This is a genomic window from Olivibacter sp. CPCC 100613 (assembly GCF_036959255.1).
Classification (GTDB): Bacteria; Bacteroidota; Bacteroidia; order Sphingobacteriales; family Sphingobacteriaceae; genus Olivibacter.
In genome coordinates this window covers 1-19,585 of the sequence record NZ_JAWMTI010000008.1, presented here as the reverse complement: position 1 = coordinate 19,585, position 19,585 = coordinate 1, and the positions used below count along the sequence as shown (strand labels likewise).

General features: G+C 37.7%; 18 protein-coding genes and 1 pseudogene. 4 read left to right on the top strand and 15 right to left on the bottom strand.

Going from position 1 to position 19,585, the window contains the following annotated elements:
- Positions 1-43 precede the first annotated feature (43 nt).
- The 8 genes from RYH73_RS20580 to RYH73_RS20545 all read right to left on the bottom strand — a co-directional run bounded on the left by RYH73_RS20580 (position 44) and on the right by RYH73_RS20545 (position 10,312).
- A complete protein-coding gene (locus tag RYH73_RS20580; protein WP_335315368.1) occupies positions 44-2,818 on the bottom strand; it encodes an outer membrane beta-barrel family protein in 2,775 nt (924 codons plus the stop codon).
- Between the two features lie 206 nt (positions 2,819-3,024).
- A complete protein-coding gene (locus tag RYH73_RS20575; RefSeq protein WP_335315367.1) occupies positions 3,025-4,899 on the bottom strand; it encodes a M1 family metallopeptidase in 1,875 nt (624 codons plus the stop codon).
- A gap of 78 nt (positions 4,900-4,977) precedes the next feature.
- On the bottom strand, positions 4,978-7,005 hold the full coding sequence (locus RYH73_RS20570; RefSeq protein ID WP_335315366.1) for a M3 family metallopeptidase: 2,028 nt from the start codon (positions 7,003-7,005) through the stop codon (positions 4,978-4,980).
- Between the two features lie 127 nt (positions 7,006-7,132).
- Positions 7,133-7,357, bottom strand: coding sequence for a hypothetical protein (locus RYH73_RS20565; RefSeq protein WP_335315365.1), 225 nt, complete (start codon positions 7,355-7,357; stop codon positions 7,133-7,135).
- Between the two features lie 24 nt (positions 7,358-7,381).
- Complete coding sequence (locus tag RYH73_RS20560; protein ID WP_335315364.1) at positions 7,382-7,738, bottom strand: hypothetical protein; 357 nt, start codon at positions 7,736-7,738, stop codon at positions 7,382-7,384.
- Positions 7,739-7,770: 32 nt separating this feature from the next.
- Complete coding sequence (locus RYH73_RS20555) at positions 7,771-8,346, bottom strand: RNA polymerase sigma factor (RefSeq protein ID WP_335315363.1); 576 nt, start codon at positions 8,344-8,346, stop codon at positions 7,771-7,773.
- A gap of 182 nt (positions 8,347-8,528) precedes the next feature.
- The gene (locus tag RYH73_RS20550) at positions 8,529-9,386 is read right to left on the bottom strand and encodes an SMP-30/gluconolactonase/LRE family protein (protein WP_335315362.1); all 858 of its coding nucleotides are present in this window, start codon (positions 9,384-9,386) and stop codon (positions 8,529-8,531) included.
- Positions 9,387-9,481: 95 nt separating this feature from the next.
- A complete protein-coding gene (locus tag RYH73_RS20545) occupies positions 9,482-10,312 on the bottom strand; it encodes an alpha/beta hydrolase (RefSeq protein ID WP_335315361.1) in 831 nt (276 codons plus the stop codon).
- A 197-nt stretch (positions 10,313-10,509) separates the two neighbouring features.
- Between RYH73_RS20545 and RYH73_RS20540 the strand changes: the two genes are divergently transcribed.
- Positions 10,510-10,998 carry an anthrone oxygenase family protein gene (locus RYH73_RS20540; protein ID WP_335315360.1) on the top strand — a complete coding sequence of 163 codons (489 nt, stop codon included), beginning with the start codon at positions 10,510-10,512 and terminating at the stop codon, positions 10,996-10,998.
- Between the two features lie 15 nt (positions 10,999-11,013).
- On the opposite strand, the gene RYH73_RS20535 is transcribed toward RYH73_RS20540, so the two are convergent.
- Both RYH73_RS20535 and RYH73_RS20530 read right to left on the bottom strand, forming a co-directional pair.
- Complete coding sequence (locus tag RYH73_RS20535) at positions 11,014-11,604, bottom strand: 2'-5' RNA ligase family protein (protein WP_335315359.1); 591 nt, start codon at positions 11,602-11,604, stop codon at positions 11,014-11,016.
- A 65-nt stretch (positions 11,605-11,669) separates the two neighbouring features.
- Positions 11,670-12,176 (bottom strand): VOC family protein, encoded by a 507-nt coding sequence (locus tag RYH73_RS20530; RefSeq protein WP_335315358.1) that lies wholly within the window; start codon positions 12,174-12,176, stop codon positions 11,670-11,672.
- A gap of 370 nt (positions 12,177-12,546) precedes the next feature.
- On the opposite strand from RYH73_RS20530, the gene RYH73_RS20525 reads away from it, so the two are divergent.
- A complete protein-coding gene (locus RYH73_RS20525; protein ID WP_335315357.1) occupies positions 12,547-12,981 on the top strand; it encodes a soluble adenylyl cyclase-like protein in 435 nt (144 codons plus the stop codon).
- Between the two features lie 38 nt (positions 12,982-13,019).
- Here the strand turns inward: RYH73_RS20525 and RYH73_RS20520 are convergent, their stop codons facing one another.
- From RYH73_RS20520 to RYH73_RS20500, 5 genes are all read right to left on the bottom strand, one after another.
- Complete coding sequence (locus RYH73_RS20520) at positions 13,020-13,571, bottom strand: GNAT family N-acetyltransferase (protein ID WP_335315356.1); 552 nt, start codon at positions 13,569-13,571, stop codon at positions 13,020-13,022.
- A gap of 44 nt (positions 13,572-13,615) precedes the next feature.
- Complete coding sequence (locus RYH73_RS20515) at positions 13,616-14,419, bottom strand: response regulator (protein ID WP_335315355.1); 804 nt, start codon at positions 14,417-14,419, stop codon at positions 13,616-13,618.
- Between the two features lie 398 nt (positions 14,420-14,817).
- Entirely contained in the window at positions 14,818-15,954 is a 1,137-nt protein-coding gene (locus tag RYH73_RS20510) for a hypothetical protein (protein WP_335315354.1), read from the bottom strand.
- On the bottom strand, positions 15,929-16,408 hold the full coding sequence (locus RYH73_RS20505) for an ATP-binding cassette domain-containing protein (protein ID WP_335315353.1): 480 nt from the start codon (positions 16,406-16,408) through the stop codon (positions 15,929-15,931). Before RYH73_RS20505 ends, RYH73_RS20510 begins: the two co-directional genes overlap by 26 nt.
- A gap of 20 nt (positions 16,409-16,428) precedes the next feature.
- Positions 16,429-16,578: a hypothetical protein gene (locus tag RYH73_RS20500; protein ID WP_335315352.1), complete on the bottom strand. Its 150-nt coding sequence runs from the start codon at positions 16,576-16,578 to the stop codon at positions 16,429-16,431.
- Positions 16,579-16,806: 228 nt separating this feature from the next.
- Between RYH73_RS20500 and RYH73_RS20495 the strand changes: the two genes are divergently transcribed.
- Together RYH73_RS20495 and RYH73_RS20490 are read left to right on the top strand one after the other, a co-directional pair.
- Positions 16,807-17,367, top strand: a complete 561-nt coding sequence (locus RYH73_RS20495) for a helix-turn-helix domain-containing protein (protein ID WP_335315351.1) — start codon at positions 16,807-16,809, stop codon at positions 17,365-17,367.
- Between the two features lie 89 nt (positions 17,368-17,456).
- Positions 17,457-19,466: pseudogene (locus RYH73_RS20490) on the top strand (heavy metal translocating P-type ATPase); the annotation flags it as partial.
- Between the last annotated feature and the right edge of the window lie 119 nt (positions 19,467-19,585).

Here is a 19,585-nt window from a genome sequence, read left to right as displayed (position 1 = left end):
TTTCGTTAATGGCAATGAAGCTAGGGGCCATTCTACTAGTCATTTATGGTTTTGTACCCATTTTATTAAATTCCCAGGTAACGGAAAACATAAAATAACGGCGAATGGTCGTGTAGCTGCTCTGATTAATCGTATTGTTAAAAGCGCTTCGATTAAAACCGACATTTTGATTTAGCAGATCGTTACCGGAAATAGTAAAACGAAGATTTTCTTCTTTAAAGAACTTTTTAGTGATATATGCGTTTAGGATAAATCGTTCAAAGTTCTCATCGAATGATTGCGTCGCCTGTGTATACATGTAGTTTCCATCCGATCCTATTTGAATCCTACCGGGTAAATAAATATTAAACCCGGCATTTCCATTCATCCCCCATCCATTATTGTTGAATTCAGGTTGAAGAGACGACTCGGACGTGTTATAACTCGGTCCAAAATTTATATTAAAGTCATATTTTTTCTCTTTGTATTTTGATAAAGACAAATTGCCTGAATACGTGTATGACTTGGTTTCATTGAGGTTATTATTGGTCAGGTTATAATATACATTTCCATTCGTACTTAAATCTAATCCGATCTGCATATCCAATTTTTTTATTTTTTTGCCGGCGTACATACCTCCGTAAAAATTTGCGGTGCTTCTTCCTTTTAAATTGGCAGATTGATAGGTACTTTTCCCAACGGAGTCAGTAATCGTATTACTTACGATCGGGTTGGTAGTAAACGAATAGCTACCGTAAAAATTAATATACTGATTGCTAAGTACTTTATAAGAGTAATAACTCAGATTGAAGCGGTTGGTAAAAGAGGGTTTTAAATCCGGGTTACCTAATACAATGTTGAGCGGATCCGTATTCACCCGAACGGGTTGTATCTGATTGATTGTGGGTTGTGTATTGTTCCCATTGTACCCTAGCCGCAGCGACTTTTGCTGAGAAAATTTATATTGATAATTCAACTGTGGATTGAAGTTTGTAAAATTTCTGGTAAACAGGTCATCTGTGTATCGATCAAGTTGTTTAAATCGTACATCGCTTACCTTCGCCCCAAAGTTGAGATTGGTTTTCTCCGTTTTATAATTAAAAACAGCTCCAACCTGATTGGACGTTTGGTCCAACTTATAGTCATTACTATATAAACTATCCAGTACATCGTAAGCTCCTGTATTCGATTGATTAAAAGATCGCCTATTGGAATGTCCGTTATTAATGCTAAGTCCGTAATTCAATACGACAGCGAAATTCTTAAAAAGAGGTTCTGAATAAGTTACATTGGATCTGAAAGAATTATTTACTATATCATTTGTTTTATATTGATTGATATCCGAAACACTATCAGCGGCTCCCCCACTTCCATAAAATACATTCTCGGCGTTCAGAAATCCATCTGTCTTATTGGTGTTGGCGGATTGACTGAGATTTAACGAAAAAGTTCGTCCTACCTTTTTGAATTTTTTAGTGAGTAACGCTGTTGCATTAAAAATTCGGTCGTCGGATTTATTGGTTAATTTCCTTTCACTTTGATTTAGTAATCCTCCCGAACCATTTCTACTCTCGGATATATAACTGTTTTCTGTATCGCTGTTTCTCAATGTTCCATCCAATGAAATACGGAGGTTTGTTGTTGAGTCCAGTTTAATGTCATAACGGGCATCCAATTTATGCCGAAACATATGATTCTTGAATGTCTCATCAGATCGATCATTAATTAGTCCCGTAGGCAAGTTACGTTGTGTCAGATTATTCCTTGTGCCGTCCACATCTAAGGTCCCTATTTTATAATTCGTATTAATTGATTGCTTATCGCTATCCCATTTATTATCATAATGTAAACCGCCCGTACGTGCCAAAGGGATCCCTTCTCCATTATACTGCCCGTTAAACGATTCCAGGTCGTCACCACTGCCTCCATAAAACATCATCCCTCCATCATCTGAAAACTCCATATTGTTGGTACCATATCTGTCTGCATCCCGCCAGCCAAGCCCTACCTTCCCTGTATTCCCAATGGTACCGTAAGCAGACATCTTCTCCTTTCCTTTAAATTTGTTGATCATCCCCTGCGCCTGATAAAACTCATCATTTCCCAGTCCAGCGTCCAATTTACCAAAGTAACCCTTTTTACTGTCTTCCTTTAACTGAATATTAATGGTTTTCGTTTTCTGGCCATCATCCACCCCGGTAAAGGCAGCCTGATCGCTTTGTTTATCATAAAGCTGTACCTTGTCAACCATATCACTTCGAATATTTTTTGTTACCAGGGTCGGATCATCACCGAAGAACTCTTCTCCATCAACCAATACCTTATTGACCGTCTGGCCCTGTGCGGTGATCTTACCATCTTTATCTACCTGTATACCCGGAAGTTGTTTTAACAGATCTTCAACTTTAGCGTTCGGTTGTAGCTTAAAACTTGCGGCATCATACTCCGTTGTATCACCCTTAATTGTTATGGGTTGCCGCCCGGTGATAACGACTTCAGCCAGAAGTTGAGATTTTAAGATCATATCAATCGATCCGAAGTTAATTTCATTTAGGGAATCTAATGTGAAATTCTCAACATAATCCGCATATTTGGGATAGGTAATGAGCAGGATATATTTACCTTTCTCTAACTGATCTAGTTTAAAATTACCATTTTGATCAGCTCTGGTAAATTTATACAACATAGAATCTTGCGCATTTAAAACACTGACGGTGGTGTTGCTCAATTTAATATTGGAAGCTGTATCTATAACAGATCCTTTAATTAGGAAATTATCCTGAGCCTGAGAGGTAAAACACGAAAGAAGTAAAAACAAGATAAAGGTTAGTTTTTTCATATATTTTAGGCATTCTGGAGTTAAAAATATAAAAAAAAAGACGTTCGATCTACAAAATCAAAAGTTTTAACATTAATTAACATAATATTAAAATACAAAAAAATGGGCACTTCGATATTTATCGCTGAGGGATCCTCTTCATGCTGCAAAAACGTTATAGAGTCCTATCGACAGTGTCTTTTAAATGATAATAGTTAACTCAAAAGCTAATTAATCCGAAACAGGTTATCTTGATTATTCTTATCAGGCACATAAGTATCACCTAATTCTATCGACTTAATTTTCTTGTTTGTTTTAATAGCTATCGAAACCGTTTTATTCCCATCTTTCCACGATCCGATCGATTGATTCTTCTTTTCTATCGAACCATCTAGGTAATGTATGGTAAGGTATATGGGAAGCGGTTTAGTACCCTTATTTTTAACGATTACGGAGTATTCACCCTCTTTCTTTTCTACCACGTCTTCAATAGCCAAATCCAGCGCACCGTCACCGTAAAACCATCTTTTCCAAAACCAATTTAAATTTTGTCCGCTGCCCGTATTTATTGCATTGAAAAAATCTAACGGCTGTGGATGCTTTCCATGCCACGTTTCAATGTAATGATGAAGTGCCTTCTTAAACAATTCTTTTCCTAAATATTCTTCCACATAGAGGTATCCTAACGCTGGTTTAGGATAAGAATTTGTAAAAGTTCCAGCACCCCTTAGATCGGTCGTCAACGTCACAATCGGTGTATCGTCTCGATTACCCGAATTCTTAGCCGTAGCTTGTATTCCGTAATCGTCTACATAGCTACTATCGATATAGTTAGAAAGTTTCCATTCTCCGATAGTTGCCCATCCTTCATCCATCCACCCATACTTTGTCTCATTTATCCCCATATAAAAAGGAAACATCGTATGAAATATTTCATGATTCGTTAATGTAATTGCATCCTCTCTAGTTTTTGTAGGATTATCATTGGCCATCATCGGATACTCCATTTGGTCAAGGCCGTCAAAAACTGTCATATGATTATAAGGGAACGGCCAAGCGGGGAAATAAAAACTCATACCTTCTACCGTTTTTCGGGCAAAGTCAATCACCTCTCTGTAATCCTTATGTACCGGATTATAGATGGCATCAATACGTGTCCTTCGTTGGGTTAATGAATCAACCATTAAGCTAACGGATTTCCAAACGTAGTGATTACTCAGCGCAAAAGCGAAATCAGGTACTCCTTTAGCCTCAAATTTAAAAGTATTAAAAGCTCTTCCTTTGGTTATCATGTTCGACTTTACGTTGTGGTCGTTGATAACATCAATAACCGTATCAGATGAACAAGCCCTTTCCAGCAAATCATTTATAGGTTTTTGATATACTTTTTTTCCATTTTTTAGATCGCCTGTCGCCCACACAGCGTATCCCCCCGGTACATCAATTTCTGCATCAAAGTTGCAGAAGTCATTATAAAATTCTTCCGCACCGGTATAGGGGTATCGGTTCCAACCATCTATATCGTCGTATACGGCGATCCTAGGAAAAAAATAGGCGATAAAATAAGCTCCTTGATCTACCTTTCCTGTACGCAAGTGCGAGCCTTCGTTCAATGTATATTCATAATCTATTTTGAAGCGTATATTGCTGTGGGGCGGTACCTTAATATCCATCAGCTTCATATTGGCACCATCAATCAAGGCATTATTGATTTCTATCGCCCTTTTATCAACTTCAACTTTCTTCAATAGTAGACCGTCTCCTAAATCTTTTTTATCGATTTTAGATTTTCTGTCAACCCCTTTCTTGTAAATATTGGCGTATAACTTAAACCAAATTTCATCCAATGTATCCGGACTGTTGTTATTATAGATGATTTCCGTTGTTCCAGATAATAACCGGCTTTTTGGCTCAAACTTTATCTTTAGTTTGTAGTCTGCTGCATTTTGCCAATACTTACTGCCCGGCATTCCATTCAATGTGCGTGTACCTTTTTTAATCGCATTAGTAAAAGATGAGTCTGCAGGCAATGCATCTTGCGCCAAACATTCCGTTATTCCGCAAAAAAAATATACTAAAAAAAGAATTTTACTGCTGTTCATTTCTTATAGGGTACCGTGTAATCTATTTTTCTCACCGCTATATGAGAAGGGTAAATTTAATTTAAGAAGTCTAACTATCTAACTACCGGTTAATCCGGCTCGTCTTAATAGTGCGTCAACGGAAGGTTTCCTTCCCCTGAAGTCAATATAAAGCGTCATCGGATCAACGGTACCTCCTTTACTGAGTAAAATCTTAAACTTTTCGGCAGTTTCTCGGTTAAAGACGCCTGTTTCTTTAAAATAGTCAAAAGCGTCCGCATCAAGTACTTCGGCCCATTTATAAGAATAATAACCCGCGGAGTAACCACCGGGAAATATATGCGAAAAGGATGGGCTCATAGCGATCCCTTCCATCACTGGATAAAGTTGGGTATCTGCAACTACATGCCTTTCAAATTCTACAAGGCTATCGTCCGGCTGCAGTTGATTTGTATGGTAAGCTAAGTCCAACAGACCAAAGCTTAGTTGTCGTAAAGTTTGATAGCCCTCCATGAAATTTGCGGAAGCAACAATCTTATCGATCTCTTCCAAAGGAAGAGATTCACCTGTTTTATAGTGTTTGGCAAAACTAGATAGAAATGCTTTATCGTAGCAATAATTCTCCATAAACTGGGATGGCAGTTCTACAAAGTCCCAATACACATTGGTACCCGACAGGCTTTCATATACGGTATCTGCCATTATTCCGTGCAGGGCATGTCCAAATTCATGAAATAAGGTAGTCACTTCGTTAAATGTAAGCAGCGAAGGAACATCTCCATGGGAACGGGAAAAATTGCACACGATAGAAATGTGGGGTCTTATCGCTAGTCTCTCTACTTTAGACTGCCCTTGGTAGCTTGTCATCCACGCACCGGCACGTTTACCTTCCCTTGGAAACCAATCGACATACAATAAGGCTTTATGTATACCATTTTCCAATACTTCAAAAACTTCTACCTCTTGATGGTATTTCTGAATATCGTTCCGTTTTTGAAACGTCAACCCATATAACTTGTTCGCAACATCAAATGCAGCGTTGACTACGGCTTCAAGAGGAAAATATGGTTTTAAAGTTTCTTCTGAGAACTTGAATTGGGCTTCCCTCAACTTTTCCACATAGTATGCGTGATCATAAGGCATCAATTCATCTATATCATCAATAGAAGCCACCTGTCTTAATTGCTTAATTTCCTTTTGTGCGAAGGGTTTAGCCTTCACCAATAAATCATGCAGAAATTTCTCCACTTCCTCTGGGCCGGACGCCATTCGTTCCTGTAAAATAAAATGTGCGTGCGTCTCATATCCAAGTAACTCAGCTCGCTCTTGCCGGTAAGCGACTATTTTTTTTACATGTTCTTCATTATCATATTCATTTTTGTTGAAAGCTCTTTTTGAGGAAGCTAAATACAATTCCCGTCTCAAATCACGCTTTTTCGCGTACTTCATAAATGGCATCATACTCGGAAATTGCAAACTGAAAACCCAGCCAGCTAACCCTCTTTTCTTTGCTTCTTCTTTCGCGGCATTTTTAGCAGAGCTAGGAAGCCCCTCTAAATCCTGCTCGCTGGTAATATGCAAAGAATAAGCATTTGTCTCGTGGAGTACATTTTGTGAAAATTTCACTTTCAAGGAGGCAAGCTCTTTATCAATAAATCGCAGACGATCTTTTTGTGCATCAGTCAATAACGCGCCATTTTTCGTGAAACTCTTATAGGTTTTATCCAACAATTTATATTCTTCTTCGGTTAAGCTTGACTTTGATGTCTCTTCGAATACTGTTTTTATACGTAGAAATAGCTCTTCATTAAGTGTGACATCATTTCCATATTCGGTAAGTAGCGGAGAGATTTCCTGTGCAAGATTCTGAAGATAGTCGTTTGTTTCAGCAGAATTTATATTAAAGAAAGCTTCGGCGACGACGTGTAACTGTTTCCCTGCTTTTTCAAGTGCTACTATTGTATTATGGAAGGTTGGTCTTGCAGGATTGCCGGCAATCTGCGTGATTTCTTGCTTAGCTTGGATTATTCCCTCCAATATCGCAGGTTTGAAATCTTCTTGATTTATATTTTCGAATGGAAAACTGTTAAATGGTGTATCGAATGACTTCAGAAGTGGGTTATTCATAATAATGGAAATAAGCCCCAAACTTAGACAAAATGCCCATCATTCACGAATGTTGTTTATAAAAAGCTACTATCAATGCTTTTATGAATGATTTGAAACACGCATAAAAGCATTGACCCCAATCATTTTACAATTCATATTCCATTTGTTCGCAATAAATACCTTCTGTTCTCAGCAAATTTTCAATCATCTCAGGGCGAATATTCAAAGAAACCACCCGTAAAACACGATCGCAATCATCCAGATCAAAACTCCATTGCTTGATTAATTTAATGGATTTGAACAAGGCGGCTACCTGCTGCACATGTTTTTGAGCATTTACACTCGTTTTAAAAATTAATACCTGATTCATAATACTTTTCTTAAATTTTTCTGATTAATTTTCGTTCGATTTATCCTCTTGAAAGTTCTGCCAATCGCACCATCTTTCACGCATGTAGGTTCTCATTTTCTCCTTATCCATCTCATTCATACCTGCCAATTTATCACGCATTTTCCGTTTGCTCCAAGGGGGACCCCCGCCGCGCCCGCCTTTCCCAAACCCAAAGAGAATTTTGGATAACACGAACAAGGCCATTGCTTGCCATAGATTGATACTATGTACACCATTAAAGATAGTTGCCATACTGAAATTCCATAATAACATAACTAAATAGCTAATCAAAAACACGAAGGCGACCGCTAATATTGGTATAACTATAAACCTAAATCGACTTTTAAATATTTGTTTCATCACTTTATATTTTAATATTTTCACCCATTCAATTATTTCTCCAACTCGTTGTAGAAGACAAGTAAACGTTTCCTTAAGTGCAATACAGCATAACGTTTTCTTGAAATTAATGTGCCCACGGACTCTCCTGTACGTGCTGCAATCTCCGAAAAAGGAATATGGTCTAATTCATGCCAAATAAACACATCCCGCTGTGGGGCAGGCAACTCTTCCAGTGAGCTAAATAAAGTCTTCCACATCAATCGATCCTGGTAGGTTTTCTCCGGTGTATCATTGACACGTAAAAGCAATTCACTAAATGATACATGTTGTTCGTCATCATCCACCACCGTCTCATCATAAGAAGTTTCCGTTCTTTTTCTATACTTATCGATAATACGGTTTCTTGCTACACGATAGAGCCACCCGCCTACTTGTTCTACCGGCTCTGAGTTGACAACAGCCGTTAGCTGAAACCATACATCTTGCAAAATATCTTCGGCATCCGCATCACTTTTGACGCGCTTCCTAATAAAGCTCAGCAAACCCTTTCCATAAGAAGTTATGGTTGTTAAGATTTTGCTTTGCTTATCTTCTGACATGTTCTTTGCTATTGATAACTGATTCATCTCTTTGGTATAGACGAATAGGCTATCAAAATATTTCAATCTTTTTTAAATTTCTTTCAGTGCCTCCTATACCATTAACCAATAGCAGGGTCAGCACCTATTTAGGCGTGCACCTTTGAAACATAAATTGTTATCTTATAGGGTAAAAGATTGGTGCAAAAAATTGAATAGATCGAACTGATTTAGTGTACGCCTTTGGTACGCATTTTTAATGTAAAAACCTTATCACTGGCCGTGATAAAAAGAACGTTTCTATCTTTACCTCCAAAGCAAACATTAGCTGTCCATTTTGCCGGTATATCAATATGCGCGATCTTTCTGGCTTGTTTATCATAAACTGAAACTCCGTTGCCGGTTAGATATAAATTTCCTTCGGTATCGATGGTCATCCCATCGGAACCTTGCGGAATGAAAAGACGTTTTTTTGTAAGCATCCCATTCTTTTTTATCGTATAACGATAGGTTTTATCATCACCAATATCGGCTACATATAAATAACGACCATCAGCTGTACCAACAATTCCATTAGGTCTCTTAAATTCCTCATCCAATCGGATTACCTGTTGATTCTTTTTATATAAATACAATGCCTGAACCTTTAAATCAGGGGCTTTTCTTTCCCAATAATCTCGCTGATAATAAGGATCTGTAAAATAAATTAGGCCATTAGAAGCCACCCAAACATCATTTGGCCCGTTCAGGAGTGTATCCTGATAGTGTATAACCAGTTTCTCAACTGCACCATCTTTGATTCGCCAAAGTTGATTTTGTTCATCTGCACAGGCAATAAGCGCCCCATCCTCATCGAAATAAAGCCCATTTGCTCTTCCTGCATTTTCCATAAAAACACTAAGTTTTCCATTTAGATCGTATTTCCAAATACGGTTATTGGGTTGATCAGTAAAATACACGTTTCCATCCTTATCTGCGGCCGGACCTTCAGTAAAAGCAAAACCGTCTCCTATTAGTTGTAGTTTCGCATCAGCAACGACTATTTTGTTACTATCAATTGGTGGGCTTGACATACCCTTTACCTCCATACAATGAAAAATTAAACAGCTTATGGCAATAATAAATGCGATACAATTGGAAATAGATCTCATAACTTGATAAATAATTTACGGAGCGGCCTTGCCTATTTTAAACTTTGTGTAATCTCTTTTGTCCTGTTATTAATTTCTTTAATCAATAAAGGGAAGGCCGGAAAAGTCATATTATGACCATATCCTCCTAATTCGATAAGAGATGTTTCCTTATGCCCCGCAAGTTTCATCATACGGGCCATATAAGCATTTTCCTCATATCTACCTAAAAGTTCCAGTTCCCTATCGCCTGTTATCAATAAAAGTGGTGGTGCGTCAGCTCTTACATAAAATAACGGAGCATACTCATCAACTACTGCCTGCACGTCGCGAATTCCTCTTTCTTGCCTTATCGTAAAATGAGTAATTGTGTGACCACTAAAAGGTACTATCCCGGCAACTTGATTTGCATCGATATTATATTTGTTCAGATAGGCTTTGTTGAGGGTCAGCATCATACCAAGGTAACCACCTGCGGAATGACCGGAAACAAAAATCAATTTCTCATTGCCTCCGAACTCCTTGATATGCTTAAACACCCATGCCGTTGCTGCCGCCGCATCTTCAATAACATCAATTCCTTTAACCTTTGGAGACAATCGATAACTTACACCGACAACGGCAATCCCTTGATCTTTCAATGCCTGTGGAATCTCCTTCTCCCCTCCAGTTAAGCCACCTCCGTGAAACCACACAACGGTAGCAAAATCACGTTTATTCTCCGGGAAATAAAGATCGAGCGTACATCGTTCTTTCTTATAATTGTCCGATTGGGTTCCCTCTTCATAATAAGATATATTGGTTTTTGTATTATAACGAATACCCTGAGCATCTACAGAAAACGTTAGTAATAAAAGATACAAAACAAAAAAATAGCATTTCATTCGATTTTTTCTTTAGGAGGAACTACTTATTCAATAAAATCGAATTTACATTATTTTTCAGAAATAGATAGAGCAAATCATTTTTATTCCCCTGGTGTATCTTAAATTGTCGTATTTATTCTATTTGCTCAGCCAGCTACAGGTTATATTTGCGCATACTACAAAATGAGATTCGACAAATATTTAAAAGTAAAGCTATGTATTATCTATTAACTTTAGTCACCCTCTTAACAACGGCACTCATGTCTGGTCTTTTCTTTACATGGAGTAATGCAATAATGCCCGGTTTAAAAAAATTACCAGCATTTGAATCATTACTGGCGATGCAATCATTTAACAAGTCGATACTCAATCCGTGGTTCCTTACGGCGTTTTTACTGCCCGTGATATTATTACCACTAAAAGCTGTTTTTGTGTATAAACAGGGGCTTCAACTTAAATTATTTTTATTGGTTCTCGCAATGTTGCTTTATTTTCTCGGCGTATTCATGGTTACGATTGTCATAAATGTTCCCATAAATGAAGGTTTAAATAAAATTGACCTTCAACAGCTAAGCATGCAAGAACTAATAAGGCAAAAAGATATTTTTCAAACGAAATGGGTGTTCTTTAACACGATACGTGCCATCTGTGCAACTTTAAGTTTCCTTCTACTTATCGTCACCGTTATAGACAAGGACGTTTAGTCTATTAAAAGCAAGCTAGAATAACCTTCCTTGTTTTGGATAGGATTTGTGCCCTTTAAAACGAATTATACAAACAGGTTTATAGGATTCATAAGGTGCCCCTCTTTTTATGAGCAGCATATCTGAAACAGTAAAGTCTGCTTCGTACGAATGCATTGTCCAGGTTCTACGGACTTCTTGACTCTGGTTCTTCAAAAGAGCTCGCGCAATTGTTACATGGGGTTGATGAACAAAATGATAATAATTGCTACCTGCGCACAACAACGGCAAAAGTAACGACCGCTGCTTATATACAATATCTAAAAATAAGCTTCTTGTTGTTACATTGAGAAAAAAGACATTTTCAAAAAGGCTAAAACCACTTAATGTTATTTGAAAAGGGTTAACATAACCGGCCATTTGCTTCAGCCTATTTACGATAAGCTCTTCATAACTTCTAAATTGTCTAAACTTCAAGAGCGTTAGATGAGGGTAGGTAATTAACGCATTAGGAAAGTTATAACGATCTTGAAATACATCTTTAAAATAGGTCACTTGCCGCTCTACCTCTCTGGGTAGCCGCAGGACCAGTAAATACTCAAACGCTGTATGTTCGAAGGAAAGCATGTAAATATACTAAATATATTAGCAAATATAATAATAATATCAATTTGCTTGCTGCTTTTTCTTTATTAACGCTGATAGGCTTTCTCTAACGTAGCAATATCAATTTTTTTCATTTTAAACATCGCTTTTAAAACGCGATTTACCTTTGCAACATCTGAATCCAAAATCATTTCATTTAATACAACTGGAACAACCTGCCATGATACACCAAACTTATCTTTTAGCCACCCACATACTTGTGCTTTTTCATCTCCACCGTCACCAAGATGTTCCCAATAATAATCAACTTCATTTTGATCCTTGCAATTAACAATGAGTGATATCGCTTCATTGAATTTAAACATCGGGCCGCCATTCAATGCCATAAACTCTTGACCATCAAGACTAAATTCAATAGTCATCACCGATCCCGTTGGTTTTTGATGATGTGCAAACCCCTCTTCTACATAGTGGGTGACATTCCCAATTTTACTTTTTTTGAATACTGTAGTATAAAATTGAACAGCTTCTTCTGCCTGTTTATCGAACCAAAAATTTGTCGTAATCCGTTGTGATATAATTTTTTCTTCCATGGTATTTTTACTATTATGTTGATATATTTATTCTTACAGCCTGTCAATGATTTGTTTAAATTCCTGATATCGTGATTCGCATACGTAAGGCCTGCATTTAATACTTAGTACCTATATCTTATCACAAAATCGTAACAACGCAAACTTATTTGATTTATAGAAAAACAACAGTTGCACAACAAGACATTTTCAGGGGAAAATGCGACAATCGCCTCCCTTCATTGTTTTTAGCATGGTGATTAAATACCTTAAAAAGAACAAGTAATATCTTTTTTGGCTTTTTCACCACAACTAAGGATCAATCGTATTCTTAGCATTGTATAATTTCTTTAAATTATATAAGTTTGTAAAAACCAATCACTAACGTTACATGAAAGCTCAAGTTCAAGAAAAACAAGTCATCGAATACTTGAAAGAAATGCGGGAAGCGCTTTTACAGGAAATAAAAAGCATTGACAAAACTATTGAAGGCATTACAGGCAGTAAAGCAAATAGCCTAACAGGTTTTATTCCATCCTCAGCTGTTTATGCACTCGAAAGCAAAGCCAATAAAAAGGTGCTTAAACCTGTAGAAAAGTTCGATCCACATTCCAAGTTAGATCATAAGATTAGTTATGCATTGACGAACGTTGGACAGGGATTTAAAGAAGATATCCTGGATGTTCTACAACAAGCACAACCGGAACTGGACCCTTATAAATTGGAAAAAGTAGTTGCCGTAAGACTTTCTTACCTTCTTAAAAATGGCTTCATTGAAGGTCGAAAAATAGGAAGGAGATTCGAATACACACTCCTAGGTGTTTAACTTAAAACTCCCCACTAAATGCGGGGAGTTTTCTTCTATTAAGAAAAGCGGTGTTGGTATTCAGTCCAATCATCTTTGGTTAGCTCCCATAATTCGCTAACAGTTAACTTTGGATCGACAAATCTTGCAGGAATCGTTCCTATAAATCGACAACCGGTTTTTTCTTTTATTCTTCTAGAGGCAATATTTTCTACCGCGTTGGAGAAAATCATTTTTTTGAAACCCAAATCGGTAAAAGCGTAATCTATTACGGCTATACTCGCTTCAGTCATGATTCCCATACCCCAATAATCATGTGCCAACCAAAAACCCCTGTTCTCGGGTGTTCCTTTTCTCCAAAGATCAATGCATCTTATTAATATTTTGGGTTTCGACTTTAAATATATGCCCCAAACCCAACGATTATTTCCCTGCTGTGGAATAATCACGTTTCTTAAAAAATCTCTGACTCCATTTTCGGGATATGGCCACGGTACTTCAGCAGAAAGATAACGAATTACCTTATAATCATTAAAATATTTAGAATAGGAAGGTATATCTTCTTCACTTACCGCTTTCAATACAAGCCTACTTGTGATTAATTCTTTCATTGTTGCTGTCTACCTACCAACTAAATATTATTTTCATTCGGTTATTACTCGCGAAGTACCGCCATCAGCATAGGTTTTACGTCATTAATCTCTTCATCCACTTTTTTTAAGTGCTTACGGAGAAAATCTTCATCAAAGCTACTTTGATTTTCGATTAACAAGGAATATTCGCTGAGCAAAGAAAGACGTGCGTTGAGTGCTATTCCTCTCAGTTCATGTGCTACGCTTTGTATCTGATCTTGGTTTTGTCCTCGTATTAAACTATTAAATCTAGGCAAGAAAGTATCCAAACTAGCTAATACATAAGTCAATACTTCATCGATCAATTGTTGATCATTCGCCAAAGAACGCTTTAGTTCTTCGTAATCAAAATGCCTTTTATCTTGTTGTGTGCTACTTTCTCTTTTAACAGATATGTTCGTTGTACTGCCTTCTTCTGTACTTTTATTATGTACAATCGTCGTTGTCAACATATCTAACAGGCTATCCGCAGAAAATGGTTTGATAATATAGTCGTCAATTGCATCTTGATTAAGTAGTCTCCTCCTTGAGTCAAGTGAAGCCCCGGTTAACGCAATTATTTTGGGTTTATCTTCCCCTCTAGTTTCAGCCAACTGTTTAATTGCTGTGGCCGCCTCCTCCCCTCCCATCACGGGCATATTTAAATCGAGTAGTATCAAAGAGGGACTATACGCTTCGTATATTTCAACAGCTTCTTTGCCATTTTTTGCCTCTAAAACAAGTACATCTTTAAAGTGCTGTTCGATAAGAGATCGAAGATAAAACCGATTGACCTCGTTGTCTTCTGCAAACAAGATTTTAGCTCCGCTCGTTCTAGTATTTTCCATCAGAATAAATTGTCTCTTAAGTGGTAACGAAAACATACAGATCGCTCCTCAATCAGGGGCATGATTTATTCAAATCCTTCTGAATAAACAGGTCTGCACATTCCACGATTTTATAACGCTCATGAATCCGAATAATTGCGTTATTTTACCGTGCAAAATACTAAATGTAATGCTTCTTCGAAAATATCCGAGCATAAAATGGTGTTGCTATTATCTTCATTATCCATAGTACTATGGAAGTACTAAGATATAACCAAATTCGTGTCAAATCAGTACTAAACCAGTGTTAAATCAGTACTAAACCAGTGTCAAATCAGTGCCAAATCAGTGTGAAACTAGTGTCAAATCAGTGTGAAACTAGTGTCTGACCGTTTTAGGTCAGAAAGCCCGATGGTCATTTAAATTAACATCTCACGTCTATAGTATCGAATGTAAAAGATAATAAATGCACCTCCTAAATTCAGCAAACCAAGCGCGAGCGTTGCGTCAAACAAGGTAAGGAGTATGGCAAGGCAAAACCAACTAAAGCTCCATTTTAAAAACGGCAACACGCTAGCTTTAGTAACATAAAAGAAAGAGCGTAGCAGCGAAACACCTCCTAGACTGATTAATATTGTTATGGGAAGCAATGTAAATGAAAAACAAGAACCGAGTAAGCAAAATTCAGGCAATAACAGTAAAAAGAACCCGCTTATCTCATATATATAAATTTTCCATCGCTCGATGGCGAGTTGTTGTATGAAATACAGTTGCTTTTCGCAAAAACGGTGTATCAAAAACAGGATCAAAGCGTGGGTTAAGGATATACTTATACCAAGAATACTAAGAAAACGGAGCGGTTCATCTATCTCTTCAAAAAATGAAAAGGCACCGATTATGAACGCAAAAGAGATACCTTTAGTTACGAGTAAAGCGAGCGACTGATTTGTTAATAGTTCAAAAAGAAAAATGCAAAAAAAGGGTTTGGGAAGCCGTTTAACTATTTCGGTGATACGAAATTTTTTAAGTTGTTTAAAAACAAGAAAATTGAAACGATATACATAGATTATACTGCTTAGTATTGTCAATAGTAACAAGTACAAACCTGTTAGCAGGGCTAAAGTAAGTTTACCTACGATTAAACCATAAGTTAGTGCAAGCGTCCAGTACACTATAAACGGAAGCGAAAGATACACTTGAAGCCACCACCAAGCAATGATCTGTGATCGAAGAGGAAGCGCGGTAATACTATAATACCAAAAGAGGTATTCCTGTGTTTTGCTTAATTTTACGATAAAAAACCACGTATTAATGGTATAGATCAACCATAAGACAAGGACAATTGTTGCAATAATCGGTGATTGAACAAAATTCAATAACAAAACCAAATAAATTGTATGTTCCTGCCCGGAAGGAATATGTCCGGCCGTTTTTATAAAAATGCCATAACCAAATAATAGAATATAGGAGGCGATCAGCCCGGCAGCATATTGCTGATAGAATGCCTTACCGAATGACTGAATAAGATATTTACCAGTTCCTGTCAAATTGCGCATATCGATGTAGCTGATAATTTTCAAGCAAAAACAGGTGGTTAACCGGTATGATATATGGAAGTGTTTGATGAGAAGTAATGATAAAGTCAATCTTCTTCAATATAGCACAACGATGTATCTGTAAAGACAGTATATGCAAAGCCGATTCGTCTAAAGTAATGAATGGTTCGTCGAGCAGTATGACCTTCGGATTTCCGATAAAAGCCAACGCAATGGATAATTTCTTAAGCATACCCGCAGAATAATCACCAATACTTTCACGCATATAGTGATGCATGCCAAAATCATTTATGAGCTCTCTTGTGTCTTCGACGATCCCACTTTTTGATTTCGTAAAGAGCTCGATCATATCCCAACCTGAAAAAAATGAAGGAAAACGAGGTTCAGCTTCCCCAAAATTTACCTGTTTTCGATAGGTAATTGGATTCTTTTTTAAGTTAATATTACCATCCAATATCACTTGTCCATGGAAACTTATAAGGCCCGCCAGTATTTTAGTAAGGTGCTTTTCCCTGATCCATTTTGACCTGTAAGATAAGTCACCCCTCCGTCAAAAGTTTGTTGTGCAATATGCAATACCTGCTGCGATCCATAGCCTTTAGTTAATCCGATAAGCTCAAGCATATTATATTTTTTAATATAGAGACATAGTTGAATGCCGATTGTTACAGGAGGAACCAGGTTGGTCGTAATAGCAACTGAAACAAGGCAGTGGGAAGCGGGTTTATAAGAAAAGAGTTAGCTAATGCGTTGATAGAAATTTAATAAAAACCGAAAGCGATCAGTGTAATCCAATTAAATTGTAAATTTGGCTGTTATACCAATTTCCATATAGAATTTCGATTTAATGATATGAGTACATTGTTCATCAAAAATATGGTCTGCAACCGTTGCATTCTCGTTGTTCAAAATGAGCTCAACAAGCTTGGTATAGAGGCTAACGTAAAGTTGGGCGAAATTTCTCTTAAAAAAGATTTAACCACAGCAGAGCGTGAAGCATTGAAAAATGCTTTGGACCCCTTGGGTTTTCAGGTTATCAACGACAAGAAGAGCCGTATAATTGAAAAGATAAAAAACGTTATCATTAATTTGGTGCACCATCAGGACAATGATGCAAAAACCAATCTTTCAGACGTATTGAGTGATGCATTGCACAACGACTACAACTATCTCTCTAACTTGTTCTCCGATATTGAAGGCACGACTATTGAGAAGTATTTTATTGCTCAAAAGATTGAAAAGGTAAAGGAATTATTGGTATATGATGAACTATCTTTAAGTGAAATCGCGATCCGTCTAAACTATTCAAGTGTTGCCTATTTGAGCAATCAATTTAAAAAAGTAACCGGACTTACGCCGAGCCATTTCAAGCAAATACGAGAAGACAAAAGAAAACCTTTGGATAAAATTTAAGTAAATCTTACAAATCAAACCCATAATTCCGCAACAGCCATCCAAATAATTGTAGCCAATTTTGTATTGTAAGTAAAAGCAATCGGAATATGGCGACAAATAATAATAGAGAAACTATTTATATCCCTTTAGAGGATGTAGAAAGCGAACACTGTGCATTAATCGTTGAAAAAGGATTGGCGCAGGTAAAGGGTGTTGAAACGCACAAAGTAGAACTTAATAACCGCAGAGCTACGATTACGGTTGACAACGAAGAAGTTGTAGCAGATGCAGTGAAGGCTATTAAAGGTCTTGGCTATGGTGTACCAACTGTTAAAAACTCATTTCCTGTATTGGGTATGACTTGTGCTTCTTGTGCGGGAAGTGCCGAAAGCATTGTAAAATACGAGCCAGGTGTTATCGATGCTGCTGTAAATTTTGCCACAGGTAACCTTACAGTAGAATATCTGCCCAGTATGACGGATGCTTCTAAAATTCAAAAAGCTGTTCAGGGAGCTGGCTACGATTTACTAATAGAAGATGAAAACAAGCAACAGGAAACCTTAGAAGCTATCCATGCCGAAAAGTTCAGCAAACTTAAAAACAAAACTATTTGGGCGGTAATCCTATCGCTACCGGTAGTCGTTATCGGTATGTTCTTCATGAACCTACCTTATGGCAATGAGATCATGTGGCTTTTCTCTACGCCGGTAGTTCTTTGGTTAGGGAAAGACTTCTTTATAAATGCTTGGAAGCAGGCCAAACACCGTTCCGCCAACATGGATACATTGGTTGCATTAAGTACGGGTATTGCCTATACATTTAGTGTATTCAATATGCTATTTATGGACTTTTGGCATCAACGGGGTTTACATGCCCACGTATATTTTGAGGCCGCGGCAGTCATTATAGCCTTTATTTTATTGGGTAAATTATTGGAGGAAAAAGCCAAAGGAAACACGTCATCAGCCATTAAAAAACTAATGGGTCTACAGCCAAAAACAGTTGTCACAATAGAAGCGGACGGCACGGAAAGACAAAAAGCCATTGAAGATGTAAACACGGGTGACATCATCTTGGTAAAGCCAGGTGAAAAAATCGCAGTAGATGGTATGGTAACATCGGGTAATTCGTATGTGGACGAAAGTATGTTAAGCGGCGAACCGGTTCCTGTATTGAAAAAAGAAAACGAAAAGGTATTTGCGGGAACGATTAATCAGAGAGGCAGCTTCCAGTTCAGAGCGGTTAAAGTAGGCAAAGAAACAATGCTTGCTCAAATCATCAAAATGGTGCAGGATGCGCAGGGGAGCAAAGCACCCGTACAGAAACTGGTGGATAAAATCGCAGGTATTTTCGTTCCCGTAGTAATCAGCATCGCTATCCTAACATTGGTTATATGGTTGATTTTAGGAGGTGACAACGGAGTTGTGCAAGGATTGTTGGCAGCCGTTACCGTACTGGTAATTGCTTGTCCCTGTGCTTTAGGTTTAGCGACTCCGACTGCTATTATGGTCGGCGTTGGTAAAGGTGCTGAAAAAGGCATCTTGATCAAGGATGCAGAAAGTCTGGAACTGGCAAAAAAAGTAAACGCTATTGTTCTGGACAAAACAGGAACCATTACCGAGGGAAAACCACAGGTTATGGCTATTCAATGGCTGGGCAATGACGATGCGACTAAAGATGTTCTGTTGAGTATCGAAAAGCAATCAGAGCACCCATTGGCAGAGGCTGTAGTAAAACACCTGGACGGAGTTTCTACTATCCCGTTATCGAACTTTGATAGTATTACCGGTAAAGGTGCAAAGGCCGATTATAATAATGAAACGTACTATGTAGGCAATAAAAAGTTGCTAGTTGAGCACAACATCACGATTACCAAACAGCTACAACAGCAAGCTGCCGAATGGGGCAGTCAGTCCAAAACCGTTATTTGGTTCGCAAATAGCAAACAGGCCCTATCGGTCATTGCAATTTCCGATAAAATAAAAGAAACATCAGTAGCGGCAATCAAGGAAATGCAGGATTCGGGCATTGACCTGTATATGCTTACCGGAGATAACGAGGCCACAGCGAAAACCATTGCACAACAAACAGGCATCAAGCATTATATAGCTGAAGTATGGAGTTGCTACCTTTAAAGCGAGACAGATTTAGATAGTAATTTTAAATTTGTAGAAATGCATAGAAAATTTGATGATTCGTTTAAGACCATGGCGGTCGATTTGAGCGTTGTTAAGGG